The following is an 18,584-nucleotide window of genomic DNA, read 5'->3' as shown; positions in this document are numbered from 1 at the left end:
ATGGTAGGGCATAATCAAAAGTATGAAGTTTTCGCCGCGAAAAGAGCCGGTCATCTACGTTGTGGAGCCCTTTGGAGGGTCGGTACGCAGGCACATGCCCGCGCTGCCTCTTATCTACGCAGATGATGCCGCGGTCACCCGCGGCGATGGCATCTTTGAATCCTTGCTCGTGCGCGGAGGCAAAGCCGCTAACCTGCAGCGCCACGCGCAGCGCTTCTGCGATTCAGCCCGCACGATGAACCTGCCAGAGCCACCCATGGACAAGTGGGAAGAAGCCACCCGGCTCGCCATCGCGGACTTCTGCGGGGACGAGCAAGGCGATGCTAAATGCACGTGGACCTATACCCGCGGGCGCGCTTCTACGGGGCGGCCGAGCGCGTGGGTTGTTGTGCAGCCGATCGAGGACAAGGTGCTAGAGCAGCGCGCCCACGGCGTCGCCGTCATGACCAGCCCTCGCCTGTGGCACGTGGCGGAGGAATTGCCCGCCAAGACGCTCAATTACGCGGCCACCATGGCGATGCTGCGCATGGCGCGGGAGAAGGGCTTTGAGGATCTCATCCTCACCGACCCGGACACCGGAGAAATTCTTGAGGGCGCCACCTCAACCGTGGTGGCCGTCAAGGGCGAGAAACTGCGCACTGCGGCCGGCCGCGGCATCCTGCCCGGCACCACGCAAGCGGCGCTCTTCGCCCATGCCAAAGAGAAAGGCTATCGCTGCAAGGCCAAGCCGCTGACCGTGGAGTATCTGGAAAAGGCGGACTCGGTGTGGCTGGTGTCCTCGGTGCGCGTTGCCGCGCGCGTAACTAGGCTCAATGACAAAAAATTAAAGGCCCCGGACAACGTGGACGTCATCCGAGACCTTATTGATGCAGCGCTTGGGGCTTAGCCGGCGATGCGGGTGAGCTCCGCGGACATGTAGGGGCGCATCTCGCCATCAACCATGCGCTCGTCTACCCAGCCCAGGTTGTTATTGGGCATGAGGCCGTACATGCGCTTGCCTGGGCCTAGGTTCTTCGGGCCGGTTTCAGTGACCATGGTGGAGGCGGATTCCAGCTGCCATGCGCGGTCATTGAAGGGTTCGCCGTAGAAGATTTCCACGATGCCGGTAGAAGAGGTGTAGGTGACCTCGATTTCATCCTTTTCCGAGATGCGCCAGAAGCCGGTCTCGCGCACAGACGGTCCTTCTGGCTTGCCCTCGGTATCGATCTTCCAGGTGCGGGAGCTAAAGGTCAGGTAATTCTCGCCGTCGTGGGCGATGACCAGCTGCTGGCCAAAGGTGTACTCCTGGCCCTTCGTATCGTGGGCTTGGCCCTCGCCCTGCCATACGCCAACAAGGGGGAGTAGTCCCAGCAGGCCGTCGTGCAGCGATGGGCCCTGGCGCAGGTTCGCGGTATCGTCCGGTACCGGGGTATCGCCCAGCTCGAGAGCGGGGATATTGCGGCTAGCGGCGTCCTTCCACTGCTCGGCAGCCTGGTTCACGGCATCGTTGCCATTGAGTTTTCCTGGATCGTTTTCCGGGTGGGAAGCCGCGGTGGTCTCGATGTTTTCAGGGGTGGTTTCATTATTATTTTCGCTCATGGGCGTCCAGCCTAGTCGTGCACCCGTCTTTTTAACTACTAGACTTGGACCTCGTGCACGCATTGATGATCTCGAATCCAAACTCGACCTCACAAACTAACGCCCTCTTCCGCCAAATCGTTCCCTGCCTACAAGCGGTAGAGGGCCTGCACCTCAAGGTGAAATTTACGCATTACTCTGGCCACGCCGAAGAGATGGTCAAGGGAATGACCAGGGAAGACTACGACGTCATCATTGCCGTGGGCGGGGACGGAACCGTCAACGAGGTAGTCAACGGGCTCCTCGGCCCGGCGGATGAGCAGCGCCCCGATCCTCACTCCATCCCGGCACTGGCCGTAATTCCTACCGGCTCTGCCAATGTCTTTGTGCGCGCTCTAGGGTTCCCCAACACCCCAATGGAGGCCACCCATGTGCTGGCTCGCATGCTCGACCGGGATCTGCGCCGCACCATTTACCTAGGAACGTGGAACGAGCGGTGGTTTGCCGTAAATGCCGGCTTCGGTTTGGACGCGGATGTTCTGGCCCGCGTGGATCGCGCTCGTGAGCAGGGATTTTCAGCAACTCCGCTGCGCTACCTCAACGTTGCCATTCGGGCCTGGAGCCGTGCGCGGAAGAACCCACCGCATATCGCGGTAACGGCCGAGTCCAGCAGCGGCGAGCAGCTGCACAAGGACGATGTGCCACTGCTGTTTACCTCCAATACCAACCCGTGGACCTTCCTAGGCCCGCTGCCGGTAGTAACTAATCCGCGCAATTCCTTTGACGAGGGCCTTGCCCTCTTTGGGCTGGAGGAGTTTAGTGGGCTCGGCGGCGTCGTCGGCCTGCTGCACCTCTTCGGTGCCGATAAGCGCGGATGGCTCAATAAGCTCACCAAAGAAAAGACGGTAGCCTTCGACGACGCCATGCGGGTAGAGCTAGTCTGCCGCGAACCGCAGCGCTTCCAAGCCGATGGAGAATCGGAGGGGCGCTTTGACGCGGTTACCTTGGCCTCCGTGAAGGATGCCATCGAGGTATTCGCCCCGCAAGATAGGCGAGAGGCCCATCAGCGCACGATGAAGGAAGTTCTCCGGGACTTTATTCGCCTGCGCTAGTCTGCGGCGCGGGGCCGACGCGGTGCTTGGTGTCGGCGGCCTTCTTTTCTGCCTCTTCCACGGCCTTTTGCTCCGAGCCTTCAATCTCTAGCGGGGAGAGCTGGGCCAGCTGCACCTTAATATTGCGGCGCTGTACCTCGAAGGAAATGGTTCCTCCCTGCATCTTTACCGCGGTCGCTTGGGCCGGAAGCGGTAACTGCCGGGTATCGAAGTTGAGGGAAAAGGCCTTTTGTAGGCGCTCATCGTCCGTGTCATAGACCTGCATGCGAAACTCCGGACCAACCAGGCGGAGGGTGACCTTGGCGGTGGACTTGTGGGCGTCGCCAGGCAGGGTGCCCGTTAGCTCTGCTTCTGCAGAGGTGCCACCGGAGGGGGAAATGTCGTCCGGGTTGGCAATGGAGAGGTCGGTAATTCCCAACAGGCGGCCCAGCGCCACACCATCCAAGGAAATGCCGCGCGAGTAGGTGGAGACGGGCGCGCCCTCAATATCGCCGTTCATGACCTGCTCTGGGGTGACGGTGATATCGCGCAGCACGGTCGAAGCATTGACCATGCCCAGCTTGGGCACCTCCACGTCCAGCGCCTTGACCTCGAGATAAGGGATTTCCTTCGAAGCCGCCGCCCACACGTAGGGGGTGCCGCCGATGAAGACATCCGGCGTATTATCCAGCCGCGAATTGGCTTTCACGGCTTGAGCCACCTTGTGTTCCGTGTGCATAGCCACGCAGGCATCCGCCACCCAGGCCGCAATCAGCACGCACACCACGAGGAGGACGTGCACGATGCGCCGGTCAATCTTTAGAACACTCACCCTTTCATTCTTACCCTACGTATTCTGGGGCCTATGACTAGCAATGCCTTTAAGATTACGGAAGAAAAACTGCCGGACGCCCCGGAGCTGGCTCGCCGCGTAAAAGCGCTGGCTGAGCAGGCCGAACGCCAGGATGGGATGGCGCCGCTGTCGGAGCAATTCCTCAACGGTCTTAGCGATTCCCGCTTGCAGCACCGCCACCTGGTGGCCTGGGCAGGGGAGGAGCCATGCGGCGTAGCCAGTCTGGAGGGCTCTACCGCCGAGCTATTCATTGCCCCTGACTTCCGTGGGCAGGGCTATGGTGCCGCGCTTTACGACGCCGCCGCTAAGACCCCCAACCTGCAAGCTTGGGCCCACGGAAACCTGCCGGCGGCACAGGCGCTGGCGCACTCCCGCGATCTGCAGGTCACCCGCAAGCTGGTGGTCATGGGTATCGGGGGAGAAGAGCTCGCAGCAGCTGCGCGCCCCGAAGACTTGCCACTGACCGCCCTGAATTACACCGAAGCGGTGGATAAGTGGGGCACGGATTTTGTGGAAGAGCAGTGGCTCAAGGTAAATAACGAGGCCTTTTCCTGGCATCCCGAACAAGGCGGCTGGGATTTCGATCGCCTGCACCGTGGCATGGAGGCAGACTGGTTCGACCCCGCAGACCTGCTTTTCCTGTGGGATACGGCAGAGGAGCCGGTCCTGGCCGGCTTCCACTGGACCAAGTGGCATGCGGAGGAAACTCCGGGCTTCGGTGAGGTCTACGTGGTGGGCTTGGCGGAAGACTACCGCGGTAAGAAGTTGGGCGGTCCGCTGCTGCAAATTGGCCTGCGCCGCATGGTGGAAAAGGGCGCTCAGCGGGTAATTCTTTATGTAGAAGCGGATAATGATCCGGCGCTGAAGGCGTATGAGCGCCTAGGCTTTGAAGTCGATGAAGAGCACGTCGTATGGGGCGTGTGTGACTAACGTCATGGGGTGCACGACGTTTGTTCACCCAGTGTTCACCTCTTGGCACCCTTTTGGTCAGATCCTGCGGATAGCTTTACACCCTGTGAGTTAACCGCACCTGTGCGCCTGCATCTCGCCCCAGAAGGCGGAGCGGGATGCAGGAAGTATCTCTCTAGGAGATGCGGTTTCCTCGGACAATCAATCTCTGATCTGCACCGGAAAGGGTTTTCCCGTGATTCGCAACTTCAAGCGCACTGCCGCAATCTTCGGCATCGTAGCCGCAACCTCCACCGCTCTCGTAGCTTGCTCTGAGGAGTCTGGCTCCTCCTCCGATTCCGCTGGCGGCGAGGACGTCTCCGGCGAGCTCGTCGGTGACGGCGCATCCTCCCAGCAGAACGCAATGTCCTACTTCCAGACCGCGTTCTCCGAGGATCACCCAGACGCTTCCCTGTCCTACAACGCTTCCGGTTCCGGCGCCGGCGTTGAGGCCTTCACCAATGGCCAGGCTGACTTCGCTGGTTCTGACTCCGCTCTGAAGGAAGACGAGGGTGAGGTCGAGGCTGCTGCTAAGCGTTGCGATGGCAACGAGGCATGGCACCTGCCAACCACCATCGGTCCGGTTGCAATCGCCTACAACCTGGGTGACACCGAGATTAACCTCTCCACCAAGACCCTGGGCAAGATCTTCAAGGGCGAAATCAAGAAGTGGAACGACAAGGCCATCGCTGCTGATAACGAGGGCACTGACCTGCCGGACAAGGACATCACCGTCATCTTCCGTTCTGACGAGTCCGGTACCTCCGCAAACTTCCAGAAGTTCCTGAAGGCCGCTACCGGTGACTGGGACTCCGAGGGCAAGCAGTTCCCAGACTCTGTTGGTGAGGGTGCTAACGGCTCCTCCGGCGTTGCTGACCAGGTTGCAAGCATCGATGGTGCTATCACCTACGTCGAGGCTGGCTTCGCAGACCAGAAGGAAGGCGAGGGCGTCAAGAAGGCCAAGATCGACTTCGGCCACGGCCCGGTTGAGCTGTCCACCGAGTCCGTCAACAAGGCTCTGGAGAACCTGGAGTTCAAGAAGACCGACTCCGAGCACAACATGGTTGTTGACTCCGAGGCACTGTTCTCCTCCGACAACGAGGGTGCATACCCGCTCATTCTGACCACCTACAACATCGTCTGCTCCAAGGGCTACGATGAGGAGACCTCCAAGCTGGTCAAGTCCTTCTTCACCACCGTCCTGGATCACCAGGATGACCAGCTGGCTGAGCAGGGATTCATCCCGGTTGAGGGTGCACACCTGGACAAGCTGAAGGCTGCTGTTGACGCTCTGCAGTAAGCGCTAAAGCTGCAATAGCTTAATACCTCCCCGCCCCCACTGCCGCACACGATTCGCGCTTTGGGGGCGCAGGTATGTAACGATATTTTCCATTCTTAACGCTGAAAAGGATTAACAGTCTCATGGCAGACAATAATCTCACCACGGCTCCAGAGCAGACGGATGCAAACGCCACCTCTGCCGAGCGAGTCTCCAACAGCGGACACGACGAGGTAGCTACCACCAGCTCCAATAGCGGCGTTAAGCGCCCAGGCGACCGTGTCTTTGAATTCCTGTCCACTGCTTCGGCAACCCTCATCACCGTTATGATTGCCGCCATTGCCGCCTTCCTGCTGTGGCGTGCGGTTCCCGCCCTAGGCGTTAACGACGGCGGCATCATGGGCTTCTTCACCTATGGCGGACGATGGGAGACCACCGATACCTCTGCGATGAAGTTCGGTATCCCGACCATGTTCGGTACCACCGTTCTCATCTCCGTCTTCGCCCTTCTGCTGGCTATGCCGGTGGCCCTAGCCATCGCCATCTTCCTGTCCAACTACGCGCCTGCCCGCTTGGTTAAGCCGCTCGGCTTCCTCGTGGACATGCTCGCTGCAGTTCCGTCCATCGTCTACGGCCTGTGGGGTTGGCAGGTTCTTGGCCCGGCACTGTCCGGTTTCTACTCCTGGATGGAATCCTGGGCGGGTGGCTTCTTCCTGTTCCACGTCTTCGATAACTCGCCGTCGTTTGCAACCGGCCGCAACCTGTTTACCGGTGGCATCGTGCTTGCCGTGATGATTCTGCCGATCATCGCTGCTACCGCGCGCGAGGTCTTCGTGCAGACCCCTCCGGGCCAGGTGGAATCCGCCCTGGCTCTGGGCGCTACCCGCTGGGAAGTTATCCGCATGACCGTTCTGCCATTCGGTATGTCCGGCTACATCGCCGGCTCCATGCTCGGCCTGGGCCGTGCACTGGGTGAGACCATGGCGCTGTACATGGTTGTCTCCCCGCTGATTGACTTCCGCTTCTCGCTTTTCGACGGCGGCACGACCTTCGCCACGGCCATCGCCCTGGCATCTGCCGAGTTCGGTAACGAGATGCGCGCTGGTGCCTACATCGCCGCCGGCCTCATGCTGTTCTTGCTGACCTTCGTGGTCAACGCAATTGCCCGCGCCATCGTGAAGAATAAGTAAGGAGGGGAGGATCAATGACTACGACTACTAATGCCAAGCCTGCCTCCCAAGGCGGCGCGACCTTCCTGGATATCTCCGGCTCCCGCAAGATGACCAATAACATCGCCACCGCGGTGGTCTGGGGCGCAATGATTCTGGCCATGATTCCGCTGGTGTGGGTTCTGTGGGAACTCATCGCCCGCGGCAGTGGCGTCATCCTCAACCCTGAGTGGTGGACCGCCTCCCAGCGCGGCATCATGAATAGCTCTGCCGGCGGCGGTGCCGCTCACGCCATCGTTGGTACCTTCGTCCAGACCATTCTGGCCTCCATTATCTCTATCCCGATCGGTATCTTTACCGCCATCTACTTGGTGGAGTACTCCAAGGGCGGCTGGCTCGGCCGCATCACCACCTTCATGGTGGACATCCTGTCCGGTGTGCCTTCCATCGTTGCTGCCCTGTTTATCTTCGCCATGTGGATCACCCTGTTCGGCTTCGGCCGCTCCGGCTTCGCCGTGGCGCTGTCCCTGGTGCTGCTGATGATTCCGATCGTGGTGCGCAATACCGAAGAGATGCTACGCGTGGTCCCAATGGATCTGCGTGAGGCATCCTACGCACTCGGCGTTCCGAAGTGGAAGACCATCGCCCGCATCGTTCTGCCTACCGCCCTGTCCGGCATCGTCACCGGCATCATGCTGGCGATTGCCCGCGTGATGGGTGAGTCCTCGCCGGTGCTGGTCTTGGTTGGTTCCTCCTCCGTCATCAACTGGGACGCCTTCAAGGGCTCTCAGTCCTCGCTCCCACTGATGATGCTGGATATGTACAAGGCCGGCGCACAGCCCGCCGTACTGGACAAGCTCTGGGGAGCAGCGTTGACGCTGGTTATCCTCATCGCCGTCCTCAACATTGCGGCCCGCATCGTTTCCGCGAAGTTCTCGGTTAAGAAGTAAACGCCGTACCACTCGATTCCGCCAAACACTTGCTAGAGGAGAAACTCCCAAATGTCTAAGCTCGCGCTCAATGACGTGAACATTTTTTACGGCGACTTCCACGCCGTGCAGAACGTGAATATGCAGATTCCGGCCCAGGCCGTGACCGCATTCATCGGCCCTTCCGGCTGTGGTAAGTCCACCGTGCTGCGCACCATCAACCGCATGCACGAGGTCATCCCCGGCGCCTACGTGAAGGGCGAAATCCTGCTCGATGGCACCAATATTTACGGACCGAAGGTCGACCCGGTATCCGTACGCAACACCATCGGCATGGTCTTCCAGAAGGCTAACCCGTTCCCCACGATGTCCATCGAGGACAACGTCGTGGCAGGCCTGAAGCTGTCCGGTGAAAAGAACAAGAAGAAGCTCAAGGAAGTCGCGGAGAAATCCCTGCGCGGCGCCAACTTGTGGGACGAGGTTAAGGACCGCCTGGACAAGCCAGGCGGCGGCCTCTCCGGTGGTCAGCAGCAGCGTCTGTGCATCGCCCGCGCTATCGCCGTGGAGCCAGAGGTGCTACTCATGGACGAGCCTTGTTCCGCACTGGACCCGATTTCCACCCTCGCCGTGGAGGACCTCATCCACGAGCTGAAGGAAAACTTCACCATCGTTATCGTGACCCACAACATGCAGCAGGCTGCCCGCGTGTCCGATAAGACCGGCTTCTTCTCCCTGGAAGCAACCGGCAAGCCGGGCCACCTGGTGGAGTTTGATGACACCACCAAGATTTTCGAGAATCCTTCCCAGAAGGAGACCGAGGATTACATCTCTGGCCGCTTTGGCTAAAGAGTAAGAGAGATTGTCCGAGAGAAGGGGGCCGGTTCGAAAGAACCGGCCCCCTTCTTTGGTGCTTAAATCCGTCTAACGGCGGAATTGACGCTCGAGATCTGCCATCCGTGCTTCGAAGTCGGCGTCCTTTTTGTCCTCTTCTAGCTTCTTGGCATAGGCATTGGGCAAAAGACCCGTGGTCAGATAGATGATGTGGCCGGCCACGGAGACGCAGTGGTCCGCATAGCGCTCGTAGTAACGCGTAATTTGTGAGGTCTCAACTGCTTCACGCACGCTGCCTTCCCATTCGCGCTGAGTCAGGATGCGCAGAATATGGGAGTTGATATCATCCACCGCATCATCGTCGGCACGGAGGTTGACGGACAAATCCGCATCAGGGGTGACGAGGATATCGTGCAGGACCGACCCCATTTCTTCAGTGAGACGGTACATTTCCTCGAAGTAGCCGATGTAATTCGCCGGTACCACGGCGTCAGGGTGGCGGCGGCGCGCGGAGTCCGCGATGTGCTGGGAAAGCCGGCCCATCCGGTAGAGATCCTCCACGATATAGATGGAGGAGACAACCTGGCGGAGATCCTGTGCCATGGGGTTTTCCAGGGCCAAGAGTTTTACAGCACGCTCAGAGCACCGAGCGCGGATCTCATCTAGCTCCTCAGCCATGGTGAGGGCATCTTCCGCGGAGTCCAAGGCGCCTTGCAGCAGCGCCAAGGAGGCCTTATCCATGATGTCGCGTACGGTATCGCACATCACGATGAGGTCGTGGGAGAAATTGTCTAGGTGTTCCCTGTAAGCGGCACGCATGCCAAAGATAATAGCGAAAAATTTCGGCGCTTGCGCAACTTAAGTAGAGCATAAATGCAAGTTTCCTGTGTGCCCCTAGCTGCTCTTATACCTTTGTTAGATTATCCGCCGGAGTTCATAATGTCAGCGGCAACCGGAACGCAGTCGTCTTCTGGATCGTCGAGCCAACCATCCGGCAAAGCCACCTTGGATGGCGAGCCCTGGCGGCCGCGGGCTCCGTCGGCGTCGGCAGCCAGGGCATCGGACTCTGCCCAAGGTGCAAGGAGCTCACGCAAGGCATCGAGGGAATTGACCTGGGCTAAGCCCGCGCGGACCTGGCCACCAACCGGGAAACCACGCAGGTACCAACCGATGTGCTTGCGGATATCGCGGGAAGCATTGTCCTCGCCATCGTGCTCCGCCAGTAGCTCTGCGTGGCGGAGGATTACCTGGGTGACCTCGCCCAGGGTGGGCTCTGCCGGAATGGACTCGCCGCGCAGCGCAGCGCCGAGCTCGGCAAAAAGCCACGGGCGGCCGAGGCAGCCGCGGCCTACCTGCACGCCGTCGCAGCCGGTTTGTTCCATCATGCGGCGGGCATCCTCGGCACGGAAGATATCGCCATTGCCCAGCACTGGCACGCCAGTATCCGCCAGATGTTCCTTGAGGCGCGCGATTTCGTCCCATCGGGCTTCGCCAGAGTAGCGCTGAGCGGCGGTGCGGCCGTGCAGGGTAACGGCAGCGGCGCCGGACTCGACGGCGATGCGCCCGGCGTCGAGATGCGTATGGTGCTCGTCGTCAATGCCCACGCGCATCTTTACCGTGACTGGGATATTGGTGCCCTCTGTGGCCTTGACCGCGGCGGAGACGATATTGCCAAAGAGGCGTCGTTTATAAGGCAGCGCGGAACCGCCGCCGCGGCGGGTCACCTTGGGAACCGGGCAACCAAAGTTCATATCGATGTGGTCCGCCAGGTTTTCGTCGACGATCATCTTCGCGGCTTTATAGGTATATTCCGGATCCACCGTATAGATCTGTAAGGAACGGGGATCCTCCTGCGGCGCAAAGGTGGTCATGTGCAGCGTCTTTTCATTGCGCTCTACCAGTGCACGGGCGGTGACCATCTCGCAGACATAGAGGCCCGATACCGTGCCGGTGCGTTGCAGCTCCTGCTCTCGGCACAACGTGCGGAAGGCAACGTTGGTTACCCCCGCCATCGGGGCGAGGATGACGGGGGAGGAGAGATCGTAGTGTCCAATGCGCAAATTCACGCCCCAATTGTGCTAGTTAACGGGGGAAAATAGCAACCGGGCCCACAGTGGCGACGTACCCTATTTTTGCTTTATGGGGTAGGGGTCACACAAAAGTGGTGGAAATCTTGCAAAGATTCGCTAATGTGGGCTGTGTAACTAATTAGAACGGCCGTTATTTTGGCTGGCCCCTTAATGAAGGAGGATTACCCTTGTCCGAGAGAATCGCGTACGCCCCATTCGAGAAGCTCGTAGTTTCCGCAGAAGAGGCTGCTCAGCACGTCAACCACGGTGATCGCGTGGGAATTTCCGGCTTCACCGGTGCTGGCTACCCCAAGGGTCTGCCCACCGCCATTGCAGAAAAGGCTAAGGCTCTCCATGAAAAGGGCGAGGAATTTAAGATCGATATCTTTTCCGGCGCTTCCACCGCCCCGGACTGCGATGGCGTTCTGGCGGAAGCCGAGGCGATTCGCTTCCGCTCTCCTTATAACTCCGATCCCACCCTGCGTAAGCAGTTCAATGATGGCACCGCGCTCTATCAGGATATCCACCTGTCTCACTCGGGCCAGCAGGTAGAAGAGGGCTTCTACGGTGACTTCCAGGTAGCCATTATTGAGGCCGTGCGCATTACCGAAGAAGGCCACGTGGTGCCGTCCTCCGCAGTGGGCAATAACCTCGAGTTTATCGAGGCTGCGGATAAGATCATCATCGAGATCAATGAGTGGCAGTCCATCAACCTCGAGGGCATGCACGATATCTACCGCATTGAAAAGCTGCCTAACCGCCAGCCAATCCCTATCACTAAGCCGGGCGACCGCATTGGTACCACCTACATGGAGGTGCCGGAGGACAAGGTTGTTGCAGTGGTGAAGACCGATGCTCCGGACCGCAACGCGCCGTTTAAGGAACCGGACGAGATTTCCGAGAAGATCGCCGCCAACTTCATCGAGTTCCTCGAGGGTGAGGTTGCCGCTGGTCGCCTTGAGTATGACAAGTTCATCATGCAATCCGGTGTGGGCAACGTCCCCAACGCCGTGATGGCCGGCCTGCTGGATTCCAAGTTTGAGAATATTCAGGCCTATACCGAGGTCATTCAGGACGGTATGCTCGATCTCATCGATGCGGGCAAGATGACCATGGCCTCCGCGACCTCCTTCGCGCTGTCCCCGGACTACGCGGAGAAGATGAATGAGGAGGCAGAGCGCTACCGCAAGCACATCATCCTCCGTCCGCAGCAGGTTTCCAACCACCCGGAGGTCATTCGCCGCGTCGGTCTGATTTCCTCTAACGGCATGATTGAGGCCGATATCTACGGCAATATCAACTCCACCAACGTATCCGGCTCCCGCATCATGAACGGCACCGGTGGCTCGGGTGACTTCACCCGCAATGCTTATATCTCCACCTTCGTTTCCCCGTCCGTGGCCAAGGATGGCGCAATTTCCGCGCTGGTTCCGTTCGTGTCCCACACGGACCACACCGAGCACGACACCATGGTCATCATTACCGAGTACGGCGTGGCTGACCTGCGTGGCCTGGCGCCGAAGGAGCGCGTGGAGAAGGTCATCTCCGTGGCGCACCCGGATTACCGTCCGTTGCTCGAGGAGTACTTCAACCGTGCCAAGGAAAACAAGTTCCAGCACACCCCGCACGACCTGAAGACCGCCTTTGACTTCCAGGTCCGCTTCATGGAGAAGGGCGATATGCGCGGCTAATGTAGCCACTCCCCGGCAGGCGCTCAGCGGCGAGCTGGGCGCCTTTCGCTTGCCGACGCCCCCTAATTAGGACTTTGCAAATACCGCAAGCTAAAATGTAGCGACGTTGGGCCTTTAGCTCAGTTGGTAGAGCTACGGACTTTTAATCCGCAGGTCGTGGGTTCGATCCCCACAGGGCCCACAACTGGAGCCACCTTTTCGGGTGGCTCCTTTTAGTTTTTCACCATCTTCTTAATGGCGCGCATGGCCTCTTCTAGCTTCTCGGTGGCTACTTCACCGTCCTCGGCGGCGGCACCGGCCACGCAGTGCTCAATATGGTCTTCTAGGAGCGCTAGCGAGACATTTTCCAACGCCGACTTCACCGCCGAAATCTGGGTGATGATGTCGATGCAGTATTGGTCTTCCTCGACCATGCGGTGGATGCCACGTGCCTGCCCCTCAATGCGCTTGAGCCTGGCGAGGTAGCGATCCTTGCTCTTAGAATCCGCGTTATATCCGTGCACGTGCGGCTCGTGGCAGGAGCACGTTTGATGCTGGTCAGACATGGTTCCTAATCTTTCTGGGGGAGCGATTTTGTAACTAGGTGAGGTCTCCAGTATATTTCTAGAAGTCGCCTTAGCGCGACGGGCCCCCATCGTCTAGCGGCCTAGGACACTGCCCTTTCACGGCAGCGGCACGGGTTCGAATCCCGTTGGGGGTACCAACACGAAAGTGTTGGTTCGAATTGAATATTCGATTGGCCTTGTGGCGCAGTTGGTTAGCGCGCCGCCCTGTCACGGCGGAGGTCGCGGGTTCAAGTCCCGTCAAGGTCGCAGAATGAGCAGCAATCGCTTCGGCGGTTGCTGCTTTTGGTTTTGCTAGGCTGGCGCCATGGAACCATACGTCGGAATCGCTGTCTTTGAGCTCACCTCCGAAAGCTTGGAGCATTCTAGCTTCTTCCGGGAGGACTTCTTTCTTATCTATGCAGATTCGGATGAGGAGGCGCACCGCAAGGCCGTTGAATGGGCTCGCGAGCAGGAGTATGAGGGCCTGAAGCTGCGCCACATTGTCGATGTCGCACCCGCCCTCTACGGCCATGTGGATCGAGATTGTGACCTCTATTCGCGGCATTTTTCCGCGCTGGAAGACTACGAACGCTTCGAGATGAACTTGGGTGGAAAAGATCCGCTTTCACCGCCTAAATAGCTTTCTGACGTGCTGATTTGGTGAGTCTTGGGAGTCTTCTGTAAAGTATCTATCCGTGCCCAAGAGCACACACATAATTAAAAATGGCCCTGTGGCGCAGTTGGTTAGCGCGCCGCCCTGTCACGGCGGAGGTCGCGGGTTCAAGTCCCGTCAGGGTCGCGGAAACCTTCGGGTTTCTGGCCAGATAGCTCAGTCGGTAGAGCACACGCCTGAAAAGTGTGGGGTCGCCAGTTCGATCCTGGCTCTGGCCACAATAATGGCTCCTCGTAAGAGGGGCCATTTTTGCTTAGTATGGGCACATGGAACACGCTATTGCACACCAGCCCGATAAGTCTCGCTACGTCCTTATCGTGGACGGGGTCGAGGCGGGCGCGTGCCACTACGTAGACGCCGGCACGACCCGCGAGTTTAACCACACGGTCATCAAGGATGCTTTCCGTGGCCAAGGATTGTCCGCGCCGCTGATTAAGGCAGCGCTTGACGACGTCCGGGGCGTCGGCAAGCAAGTCATTGCTTCCTGCTCGGCAGTGGCGCACTTTATAGAAAAGAATCCCGAATACCGCGACCTGCTGCGCCCAGAAGGCATATAAAAGCGGCCCGCAGTTGCCTGGGAGCCGCTGGGAAAGAATTTAGATGTAGTAGTCGGGGTCGACCAGTTTGATGCGCTCATTCGGGTTGCGCGGACGGTTCTTGGCCGGAATGCCCACCGCGATATTTTCGGCGGGAACATCCTTCGTCACCACGGCATTGGCGCCAATGGCCGAACCTTCACCGATCGTAATGGGGCCGAGCACCTTGGCGCCCGCACCGATAGTGACATTGTCTTCGATAGTGGGGTGGCGCTTGGTCTGGGTGAGCACCTGGCCGCCGAGGGTGACGCCATGGTAGAGCATGACGCCATCGCCAATTTCTGCGGTTTCACCAATGACGATGCCCATGCCATGGTCAATAAAGAAGCGGCGGCCGATTGTGGCGCCCGGGTGGATCTCCACGCCGGTAAAGAAGCGGTTAATCTGCGCCAAGATGCGCGCAGGCCCGCGCAGCCCGCGCTTCCACATCCAGTGCGAAATGCGGTGAGACCACACCGCGTGGAGGCCGGAGTACACTACTGCATTTTCGACGTCGCCACGCGCGGCCGGATCGTGATCTCTTGCATTTGCTAAGTCTTCACGGATGTAGCTCATAATGTTCATGCCCACATAGTACTGGCATAAAAAAGGCACCCGCCAAGGTTGGCGGGTGCTTTTATTCAAGCGAAGTAATTTAAGCTTCGCGGATGTCCTCGAAGAGGATGGTGGAGACGTAGCGCTCACCGAAGTCCGGCAGGACAACCACGATGGTCTTGCCCTCGAACTCTGGGCGCTCTGCCAGCTTCAGAGCTGCGGAAACGTTGGCGCCGGCGGAGATGCCAACCAGCAGGCCTTCCTGGGTAGCCAGGTCGCGGGATGCCTTGATGGACTCCTCGGTGGTAGCGGTAAAGACTTCGTCGAGAAGCTCGCGGTCAAGTACCTCAGGAACGAAGTTAGCGCCGATGCCCTGAATCTTGTGCGGGCCAGCGTGGCCTTCAGACAGGACAGGGGAGTCGGACGGCTCGACCGCAGCCAGGTGCAGGTCTGGGTTCTTGGACTTCAGGAAGCGGCCCACACCGGTAACGGTGCCGCCGGTGCCTACGCCAGCAACGAAGGCGTCAACCTTGCCCTCGGCGTCTTCCCAAATCTCTGGGCCGGTGGTTTCCTCGTGAATCTTCGGGTTCGCCTCGTTAGCGAACTGTGCGGCAAGGATGGCGTTATCGGTCTCAGCGACAATTTCATTCGCCTTGTCGACGGCGCCCTGCATGCCCGCAGCGCCCGGGGTCAGCACGATTTCTGCGCCGTAGGCACGCAGCAGCACCTTGCGCTCATTGGACATGGTCTCCGGCATGGTCAGGATGACCTTGTAGCCCAAGGTGGCGCCCGCCAGAGCCAGAGCAATACCGGTGTTGCCGGAGGTAGCCTCCACGATGGTGCCGCCTGGCTTGAGCTGGCCGGACTTCTCGGCCGCTGCAACGATGGCCTTGCCGATGCGATCCTTCACGGAGTTAGCCGGGTTAAAGGATTCAACCTTGGCAAGTACGGTAGCGCCCTTGCCCTCGGTAATACGGTTCAAGCGGACCAGCGGGGTGCCGCCGATGGTTTCCATAATGTTGTTGTAGACAGCCATTCTGTGGACTCCTTTGGGAATCAGATTTGGGTTCAAATCGCGTACAACGCAAGCGTACACTACACAAGTAGACCAGTTAGTATATAAATTCTAGACCGGGCATTCGGGCATTTCATGTGGGATTGCAGCGCCAGATAAGCCGAGGGCGATTTCGAATTACCCCCACATGCTGTCTATACTTCCACTCAGTTGCCCGCTGGTCCCCAAATTCCCGGGGGAGGACGGGTACACCTGCTTGGTTACCCCCGACGAGGAAAGAGTCTCATGGAGTCGCATCGCCTCAAAGATGATGAAGAATCCGTACGCGCGGCCCTGTCGTCCCTGAAGACCGCTACAGGTATTCCGGTGACGATGTACGCCACGCTGCTGCCCGATAATCGCCTGCAGATCACGCAGTGGGTGGGGCTACGCACCCCAGCGCTGCAGAATCTGATCATTGACTCTGGCGTCGGTGTAGGTGGGCGAGTGGTTAGCACTCGCCGCGCGGTAGGTGTCTCCGATTACACTCGTGCCACCACTATTTCGCACGAGAACGACCGCGTAATCCAGGATGAGGGCCTGCACTCCATCGTGGCCGTGCCCGTTACTGTGCAGCGCGAAATTCGCGGCGTCCTCTACGTTGGCGTGCACTCCCCAGTTCGTTTGGGCGACAAGGTCATCGAAGAAGTGACGATGACTGCGCGCACCCTCGAGCAAGACCTGGCCGTTAATTCCGCCATGCGACGTGCCGATGGGTCCAAGGGCGGAGCGGCTCGCGGCCACGTCATGAACGGTGCCGAGTGGGAACAGGTCCGCTCCACTCACTCCAAGCTCCGTATGCTGGCCAACCGCGTAGAGGACGAAGAACTGCGCAAAGAGCTAGAGACGCTGTGTGACCAGATGGTCTCGCCGGTGCGCGTGAAGCAATCCACTAAGCTCTCCGCCCGCGAGCTCGACGTGCTTTCTTGTGTGGCGCTAGGCCACACCAACGTAGAAGCAGCTGAGGAAATGGGAATCGGCGCAGAAACCGTGAAGTCTTATTTGCGCTCGGTAATGCGCAAACTCGGTGCGCACACCCGCTACGAGGCGGTTAATGCCGCCCGTCGCATCGGCGCATTGCCTTAAGAACCGGTAGCGTAGGCAGTTGTGAAAGATCAGTTTATTGTTTCCGGCGGTGCTCGCCTAGAGGGCACCGTTAAAGTAGATGGCGCGAAAAATAGCGTCTTGAAGCTCATGGCCGCATCCTTGCTGGCGGAGGGCACTACGACGCTGACGAACTGCCCAGAAATTCTGGACGTCCCCCTCATGAAGAAGGTTCTCGAGGGGCTCGGCTGCGAGGTAGTCATCGAAGGCTCTGAGGTTCGGATTACTACCCCTGCACAGCCGCAATCCAACGCGGATTTTGACGCGGTCCGCCAATTCCGCGCATCCGTCTGCGTGCTCGGGCCTTTGACCTCCCGCTGTGGCCACGCGAAGGTAGCGTTGCCTGGTGGTGACGCGATTGGTTCCCGCCCGCTCGATATGCACCAAACCGGCCTAGAAAAGCTCGGCGCCACCACCCGTATTGAACACGGTGCCGTCGTGGCAGAGGCTAAGCACCTGCGAGGTGCGAATATCCGCCTGGACTTCCCGTCCGTAGGCGCAACCGAAAATATTCTTACCGCTGCGGTCCTCGCCGAAGGGGAAACCGTTCTCCATAACGCGGCTCGCGAGCCGGAGATCGTCGATCTGTGCACCATGCTCAAGTCCATGGGTGCCGATATCGAGGGCGAGGGAAGCTCGGTGGTAACCATCCGCGGCGTCGATAAGCTGCAGCCCACCCAGCATGAGGTTATTGGTGACCGAATTGTGGCAGGCACTTGGGCGTATGCCGCCGCTATGACCCAGGGCGATATCACCGTGGGTGGAATTTCCCCGCGCCACCTGCACCTGCCGCTGGAAAAGCTGAAGTCTGCCGGTGCGGAACTAGAGACCTATGAGAATGGTTTTCGCGTGCGCATGGATCAACGACCACAGGCTGTTGACTACCAGACACTGCCATTTCCGGGATTTCCCACCGACCTGCAGCCGATGGCTATTGGCATCTCTGCCATTGCGGACGGAACGACCGTCATTACGGAGAATGTCTTTGAATCCCGCTTCCGCTTTGTGGATGAAATGCTGCGCTTGGGTGCCGACGCCCAGGTTGACGGCCACCATGTAGTAGTCCGCGGTAAAGAACGGCTCTCTTCTACTCACGTATGGAGTTCCGATATTCGTGCGGGTGCGGGTCTCGTACTTTCTGCACTGTGCGCGGATGAAACCACCACGGTCCACGATGTTTTCCACATCGACCGCGGATATCCCAACTTTGTAGAAAACCTGCAGCGCCTCGGCGCCACAATTGAAAGAACTCAAGAAGAAGAGCTCTTTTAACGACGCCCCCAGCACACCGTTTTCCGTCGTGTACTGGGGATTTGTCATTGGTGGAGGGGTTGGACTACATTAATCCAAGTCGCCGCGAGGTAGCCGGGAGGTTACTTTTGAGCGAATTTCGTGCGGACTTGGTTCAAGGATTTGACAGGGTTCATTGAGTTGAGTAAATTTGTACGAGCCGCCAACGAGAGGTTAACGGAAAGTTAATTTTCTTGGGGTGTGTGGATGATGTTTGAGAACTCAATAGTGTGCCAATGTACTTTTTATGTTTTGTGTGCATGGTTGTGTGTTGATTGGTTTGTCTGCCAATAGGCCTAGGTGGTTTGTTGGTTGGTGTGTGCCGGTTGGGTATGTGAAACGCGTACCTTTTTGAATGCTGTTTGGTGTTT

At 58.9% G+C, this 18,584-nt stretch carries 19 protein-coding genes and 5 tRNA genes; 17 read left to right on the top strand and 7 right to left on the bottom strand.

Going from position 1 to position 18,584, the window contains the following annotated elements; genetic code table 11:
- Positions 1-22 precede the first annotated feature (22 nt).
- Positions 23-886 (top strand): aminodeoxychorismate lyase, encoded by an 864-nt coding sequence (locus MHK09_RS09810; protein ID WP_250413435.1) that lies wholly within the window; start codon positions 23-25, stop codon positions 884-886.
- On the opposite strand, the gene MHK09_RS09805 is transcribed toward MHK09_RS09810, so the two are convergent.
- Positions 883-1,578 (bottom strand): heme-binding beta-barrel domain-containing protein, encoded by a 696-nt coding sequence (locus tag MHK09_RS09805; protein ID WP_005325810.1) that lies wholly within the window; start codon positions 1,576-1,578, stop codon positions 883-885. The two genes, MHK09_RS09810 and MHK09_RS09805, sit on opposite strands and share 4 nt — an antisense overlap.
- A 65-nt stretch (positions 1,579-1,643) precedes the next feature.
- On the opposite strand from MHK09_RS09805, the gene MHK09_RS09800 reads away from it, so the two are divergent.
- Positions 1,644-2,669 (top strand): diacylglycerol/lipid kinase family protein, encoded by a 1,026-nt coding sequence (locus MHK09_RS09800; protein WP_251068748.1) that lies wholly within the window; start codon positions 1,644-1,646, stop codon positions 2,667-2,669.
- On the opposite strand, the gene MHK09_RS09795 is transcribed toward MHK09_RS09800, so the two are convergent.
- The gene (locus MHK09_RS09795; protein ID WP_005330041.1) at positions 2,653-3,480 is read right to left on the bottom strand and encodes an LmeA family phospholipid-binding protein; all 828 of its coding nucleotides are present in this window, start codon (positions 3,478-3,480) and stop codon (positions 2,653-2,655) included. The two genes, MHK09_RS09800 and MHK09_RS09795, sit on opposite strands and share 17 nt — an antisense overlap.
- A gap of 33 nt (positions 3,481-3,513) precedes the next feature.
- On the opposite strand from MHK09_RS09795, the gene mshD reads away from it, so the two are divergent.
- The 5 genes from mshD (at position 3,514) to pstB (ending at position 8,672) form a co-directional block, all read left to right on the top strand.
- Positions 3,514-4,431: a mycothiol synthase gene (gene mshD, locus MHK09_RS09790; RefSeq protein WP_250413433.1), complete on the top strand. Its 918-nt coding sequence runs from the start codon at positions 3,514-3,516 to the stop codon at positions 4,429-4,431.
- A 214-nt stretch (positions 4,432-4,645) separates the two neighbouring features.
- Positions 4,646-5,749 (top strand): phosphate ABC transporter substrate-binding protein PstS, encoded by a 1,104-nt coding sequence (pstS, locus tag MHK09_RS09785; RefSeq protein WP_179386949.1) that lies wholly within the window; start codon positions 4,646-4,648, stop codon positions 5,747-5,749.
- A gap of 122 nt (positions 5,750-5,871) precedes the next feature.
- On the top strand, positions 5,872-6,918 hold the full coding sequence (gene pstC / locus MHK09_RS09780; RefSeq protein WP_049378494.1) for a phosphate ABC transporter permease subunit PstC: 1,047 nt from the start codon (positions 5,872-5,874) through the stop codon (positions 6,916-6,918).
- Between the two features lie 14 nt (positions 6,919-6,932).
- A complete protein-coding gene (gene pstA, locus MHK09_RS09775; protein WP_179386948.1) occupies positions 6,933-7,847 on the top strand; it encodes a phosphate ABC transporter permease PstA in 915 nt (304 codons plus the stop codon).
- A 51-nt stretch (positions 7,848-7,898) separates the two neighbouring features.
- Entirely contained in the window at positions 7,899-8,672 is a 774-nt protein-coding gene (gene pstB, locus MHK09_RS09770; RefSeq protein ID WP_005325820.1) for a phosphate ABC transporter ATP-binding protein PstB, read from the top strand.
- Between the two features lie 75 nt (positions 8,673-8,747).
- On the opposite strand, the gene phoU is transcribed toward pstB, so the two are convergent.
- Both phoU and dusB read right to left on the bottom strand, forming a co-directional pair.
- Positions 8,748-9,476 carry a phosphate signaling complex protein PhoU gene (phoU, locus tag MHK09_RS09765; protein WP_150851789.1) on the bottom strand — a complete coding sequence of 243 codons (729 nt, stop codon included), beginning with the start codon at positions 9,474-9,476 and terminating at the stop codon, positions 8,748-8,750.
- Positions 9,477-9,577: 101 nt separating this feature from the next.
- Positions 9,578-10,723 carry a tRNA dihydrouridine synthase DusB gene (gene dusB / locus MHK09_RS09760; RefSeq protein WP_250413432.1) on the bottom strand — a complete coding sequence of 382 codons (1,146 nt, stop codon included), beginning with the start codon at positions 10,721-10,723 and terminating at the stop codon, positions 9,578-9,580.
- Between the two features lie 191 nt (positions 10,724-10,914).
- Here dusB and scpC point away from each other — a divergent pair, with 191 nt between their 5' ends.
- Together scpC and MHK09_RS09750 are read left to right on the top strand one after the other, a co-directional pair.
- The gene (scpC, locus tag MHK09_RS09755; protein ID WP_250413431.1) at positions 10,915-12,417 is read left to right on the top strand and encodes a succinyl-CoA:acetate CoA-transferase ScpC; all 1,503 of its coding nucleotides are present in this window, start codon (positions 10,915-10,917) and stop codon (positions 12,415-12,417) included.
- Positions 12,418-12,525: 108 nt separating this feature from the next.
- A tRNA-Lys gene (locus tag MHK09_RS09750) sits at positions 12,526-12,598 on the top strand.
- Between the two features lie 31 nt (positions 12,599-12,629).
- On the opposite strand, the gene MHK09_RS09745 is transcribed toward MHK09_RS09750, so the two are convergent.
- A complete protein-coding gene (locus MHK09_RS09745) occupies positions 12,630-12,962 on the bottom strand; it encodes a metal-sensitive transcriptional regulator (protein ID WP_005325826.1) in 333 nt (110 codons plus the stop codon).
- Positions 12,963-13,044: 82 nt separating this feature from the next.
- Here MHK09_RS09745 and MHK09_RS09740 point away from each other — a divergent pair.
- The 6 genes from MHK09_RS09740 to MHK09_RS09715 all read left to right on the top strand — a co-directional run bounded on the left by MHK09_RS09740 (position 13,045) and on the right by MHK09_RS09715 (position 14,192).
- Positions 13,045-13,120, top strand: a tRNA-Glu gene (locus tag MHK09_RS09740).
- Between the two features lie 35 nt (positions 13,121-13,155).
- Positions 13,156-13,229, top strand: a tRNA-Asp gene (locus MHK09_RS09735).
- A 58-nt stretch (positions 13,230-13,287) separates the two neighbouring features.
- Positions 13,288-13,602: a DUF4288 domain-containing protein gene (locus MHK09_RS09730; protein ID WP_250413430.1), complete on the top strand. Its 315-nt coding sequence runs from the start codon at positions 13,288-13,290 to the stop codon at positions 13,600-13,602.
- An 85-nt stretch (positions 13,603-13,687) separates the two neighbouring features.
- Positions 13,688-13,761 (top strand) — tRNA-Asp (locus tag MHK09_RS09725).
- Between the two features lie 19 nt (positions 13,762-13,780).
- Positions 13,781-13,853 (top strand) — tRNA-Phe (locus MHK09_RS09720).
- Positions 13,854-13,901: 48 nt separating this feature from the next.
- Complete coding sequence (locus MHK09_RS09715; protein ID WP_250413429.1) at positions 13,902-14,192, top strand: GNAT family N-acetyltransferase; 291 nt, start codon at positions 13,902-13,904, stop codon at positions 14,190-14,192.
- A 39-nt stretch (positions 14,193-14,231) separates the two neighbouring features.
- Here the strand turns inward: MHK09_RS09715 and epsC are convergent, their stop codons facing one another.
- Together epsC and cysK are read right to left on the bottom strand one after the other, a co-directional pair.
- Positions 14,232-14,795, bottom strand: coding sequence for a serine O-acetyltransferase EpsC (gene epsC, locus MHK09_RS09710; RefSeq protein WP_034668818.1), 564 nt, complete (start codon positions 14,793-14,795; stop codon positions 14,232-14,234).
- A gap of 70 nt (positions 14,796-14,865) precedes the next feature.
- Positions 14,866-15,801 (bottom strand): cysteine synthase A, encoded by a 936-nt coding sequence (cysK, locus tag MHK09_RS09705; protein ID WP_005325832.1) that lies wholly within the window; start codon positions 15,799-15,801, stop codon positions 14,866-14,868.
- A gap of 264 nt (positions 15,802-16,065) precedes the next feature.
- On the opposite strand from cysK, the gene ramA reads away from it, so the two are divergent.
- A complete protein-coding gene (ramA, locus tag MHK09_RS09700; RefSeq protein WP_005325834.1) occupies positions 16,066-16,905 on the top strand; it encodes an acetate metabolism transcriptional regulator RamA in 840 nt (279 codons plus the stop codon).
- A gap of 21 nt (positions 16,906-16,926) precedes the next feature.
- Positions 16,927-18,195, top strand: a complete 1,269-nt coding sequence (gene murA, locus MHK09_RS09695; RefSeq protein WP_250413428.1) for a UDP-N-acetylglucosamine 1-carboxyvinyltransferase — start codon at positions 16,927-16,929, stop codon at positions 18,193-18,195.
- Positions 18,196-18,584 lie beyond the last annotated feature (389 nt).

Source organism: Corynebacterium tuberculostearicum (assembly GCF_022347235.1).
In the GTDB taxonomy this organism is placed as follows: Bacteria; Actinomycetota; Actinomycetes; order Mycobacteriales; family Mycobacteriaceae; genus Corynebacterium; species Corynebacterium tuberculostearicum_F.
This window is presented reverse-complemented; position numbering and strand designations above follow the sequence as displayed.

Bases quoted from the DNA above. Each gene is read 5' to 3' on its own strand.
- MHK09_RS09810 (WP_250413435.1), top strand. From the start codon at position 23: ATGAAGTTTTCGCCGCGAAAAGAGCCGGTCATCTACGTTGTGGAGCCC.
- MHK09_RS09805 (WP_005325810.1), bottom strand. From the start codon at position 1,578: ATGAGCGAAAATAATAATGAAACCACCCCTGAAAACATCGAGACCACC.
- MHK09_RS09800 (WP_251068748.1), top strand. From the start codon at position 1,644: ATGATCTCGAATCCAAACTCGACCTCACAAACTAACGCCCTCTTCCGC.
- mshD (WP_250413433.1), top strand. From the start codon at position 3,514: ATGACTAGCAATGCCTTTAAGATTACGGAAGAAAAACTGCCGGACGCC.
- pstC (WP_049378494.1), top strand. From the start codon at position 5,872: ATGGCAGACAATAATCTCACCACGGCTCCAGAGCAGACGGATGCAAAC.
- pstA (WP_179386948.1), top strand. From the start codon at position 6,933: ATGACTACGACTACTAATGCCAAGCCTGCCTCCCAAGGCGGCGCGACC.
- pstB (WP_005325820.1), top strand. From the start codon at position 7,899: ATGTCTAAGCTCGCGCTCAATGACGTGAACATTTTTTACGGCGACTTC.
- phoU (WP_150851789.1), bottom strand. From the start codon at position 9,476: ATGCGTGCCGCTTACAGGGAACACCTAGACAATTTCTCCCACGACCTC.
- MHK09_RS09745 (WP_005325826.1), bottom strand. From the start codon at position 12,962: ATGTCTGACCAGCATCAAACGTGCTCCTGCCACGAGCCGCACGTGCAC.
- MHK09_RS09730 (WP_250413430.1), top strand. From the start codon at position 13,288: ATGGAACCATACGTCGGAATCGCTGTCTTTGAGCTCACCTCCGAAAGC.
- MHK09_RS09715 (WP_250413429.1), top strand. From the start codon at position 13,902: ATGGAACACGCTATTGCACACCAGCCCGATAAGTCTCGCTACGTCCTT.
- epsC (WP_034668818.1), bottom strand. From the start codon at position 14,795: ATGAACATTATGAGCTACATCCGTGAAGACTTAGCAAATGCAAGAGAT.
- cysK (WP_005325832.1), bottom strand. From the start codon at position 15,801: ATGGCTGTCTACAACAACATTATGGAAACCATCGGCGGCACCCCGCTG.
- ramA (WP_005325834.1), top strand. From the start codon at position 16,066: ATGGAGTCGCATCGCCTCAAAGATGATGAAGAATCCGTACGCGCGGCC.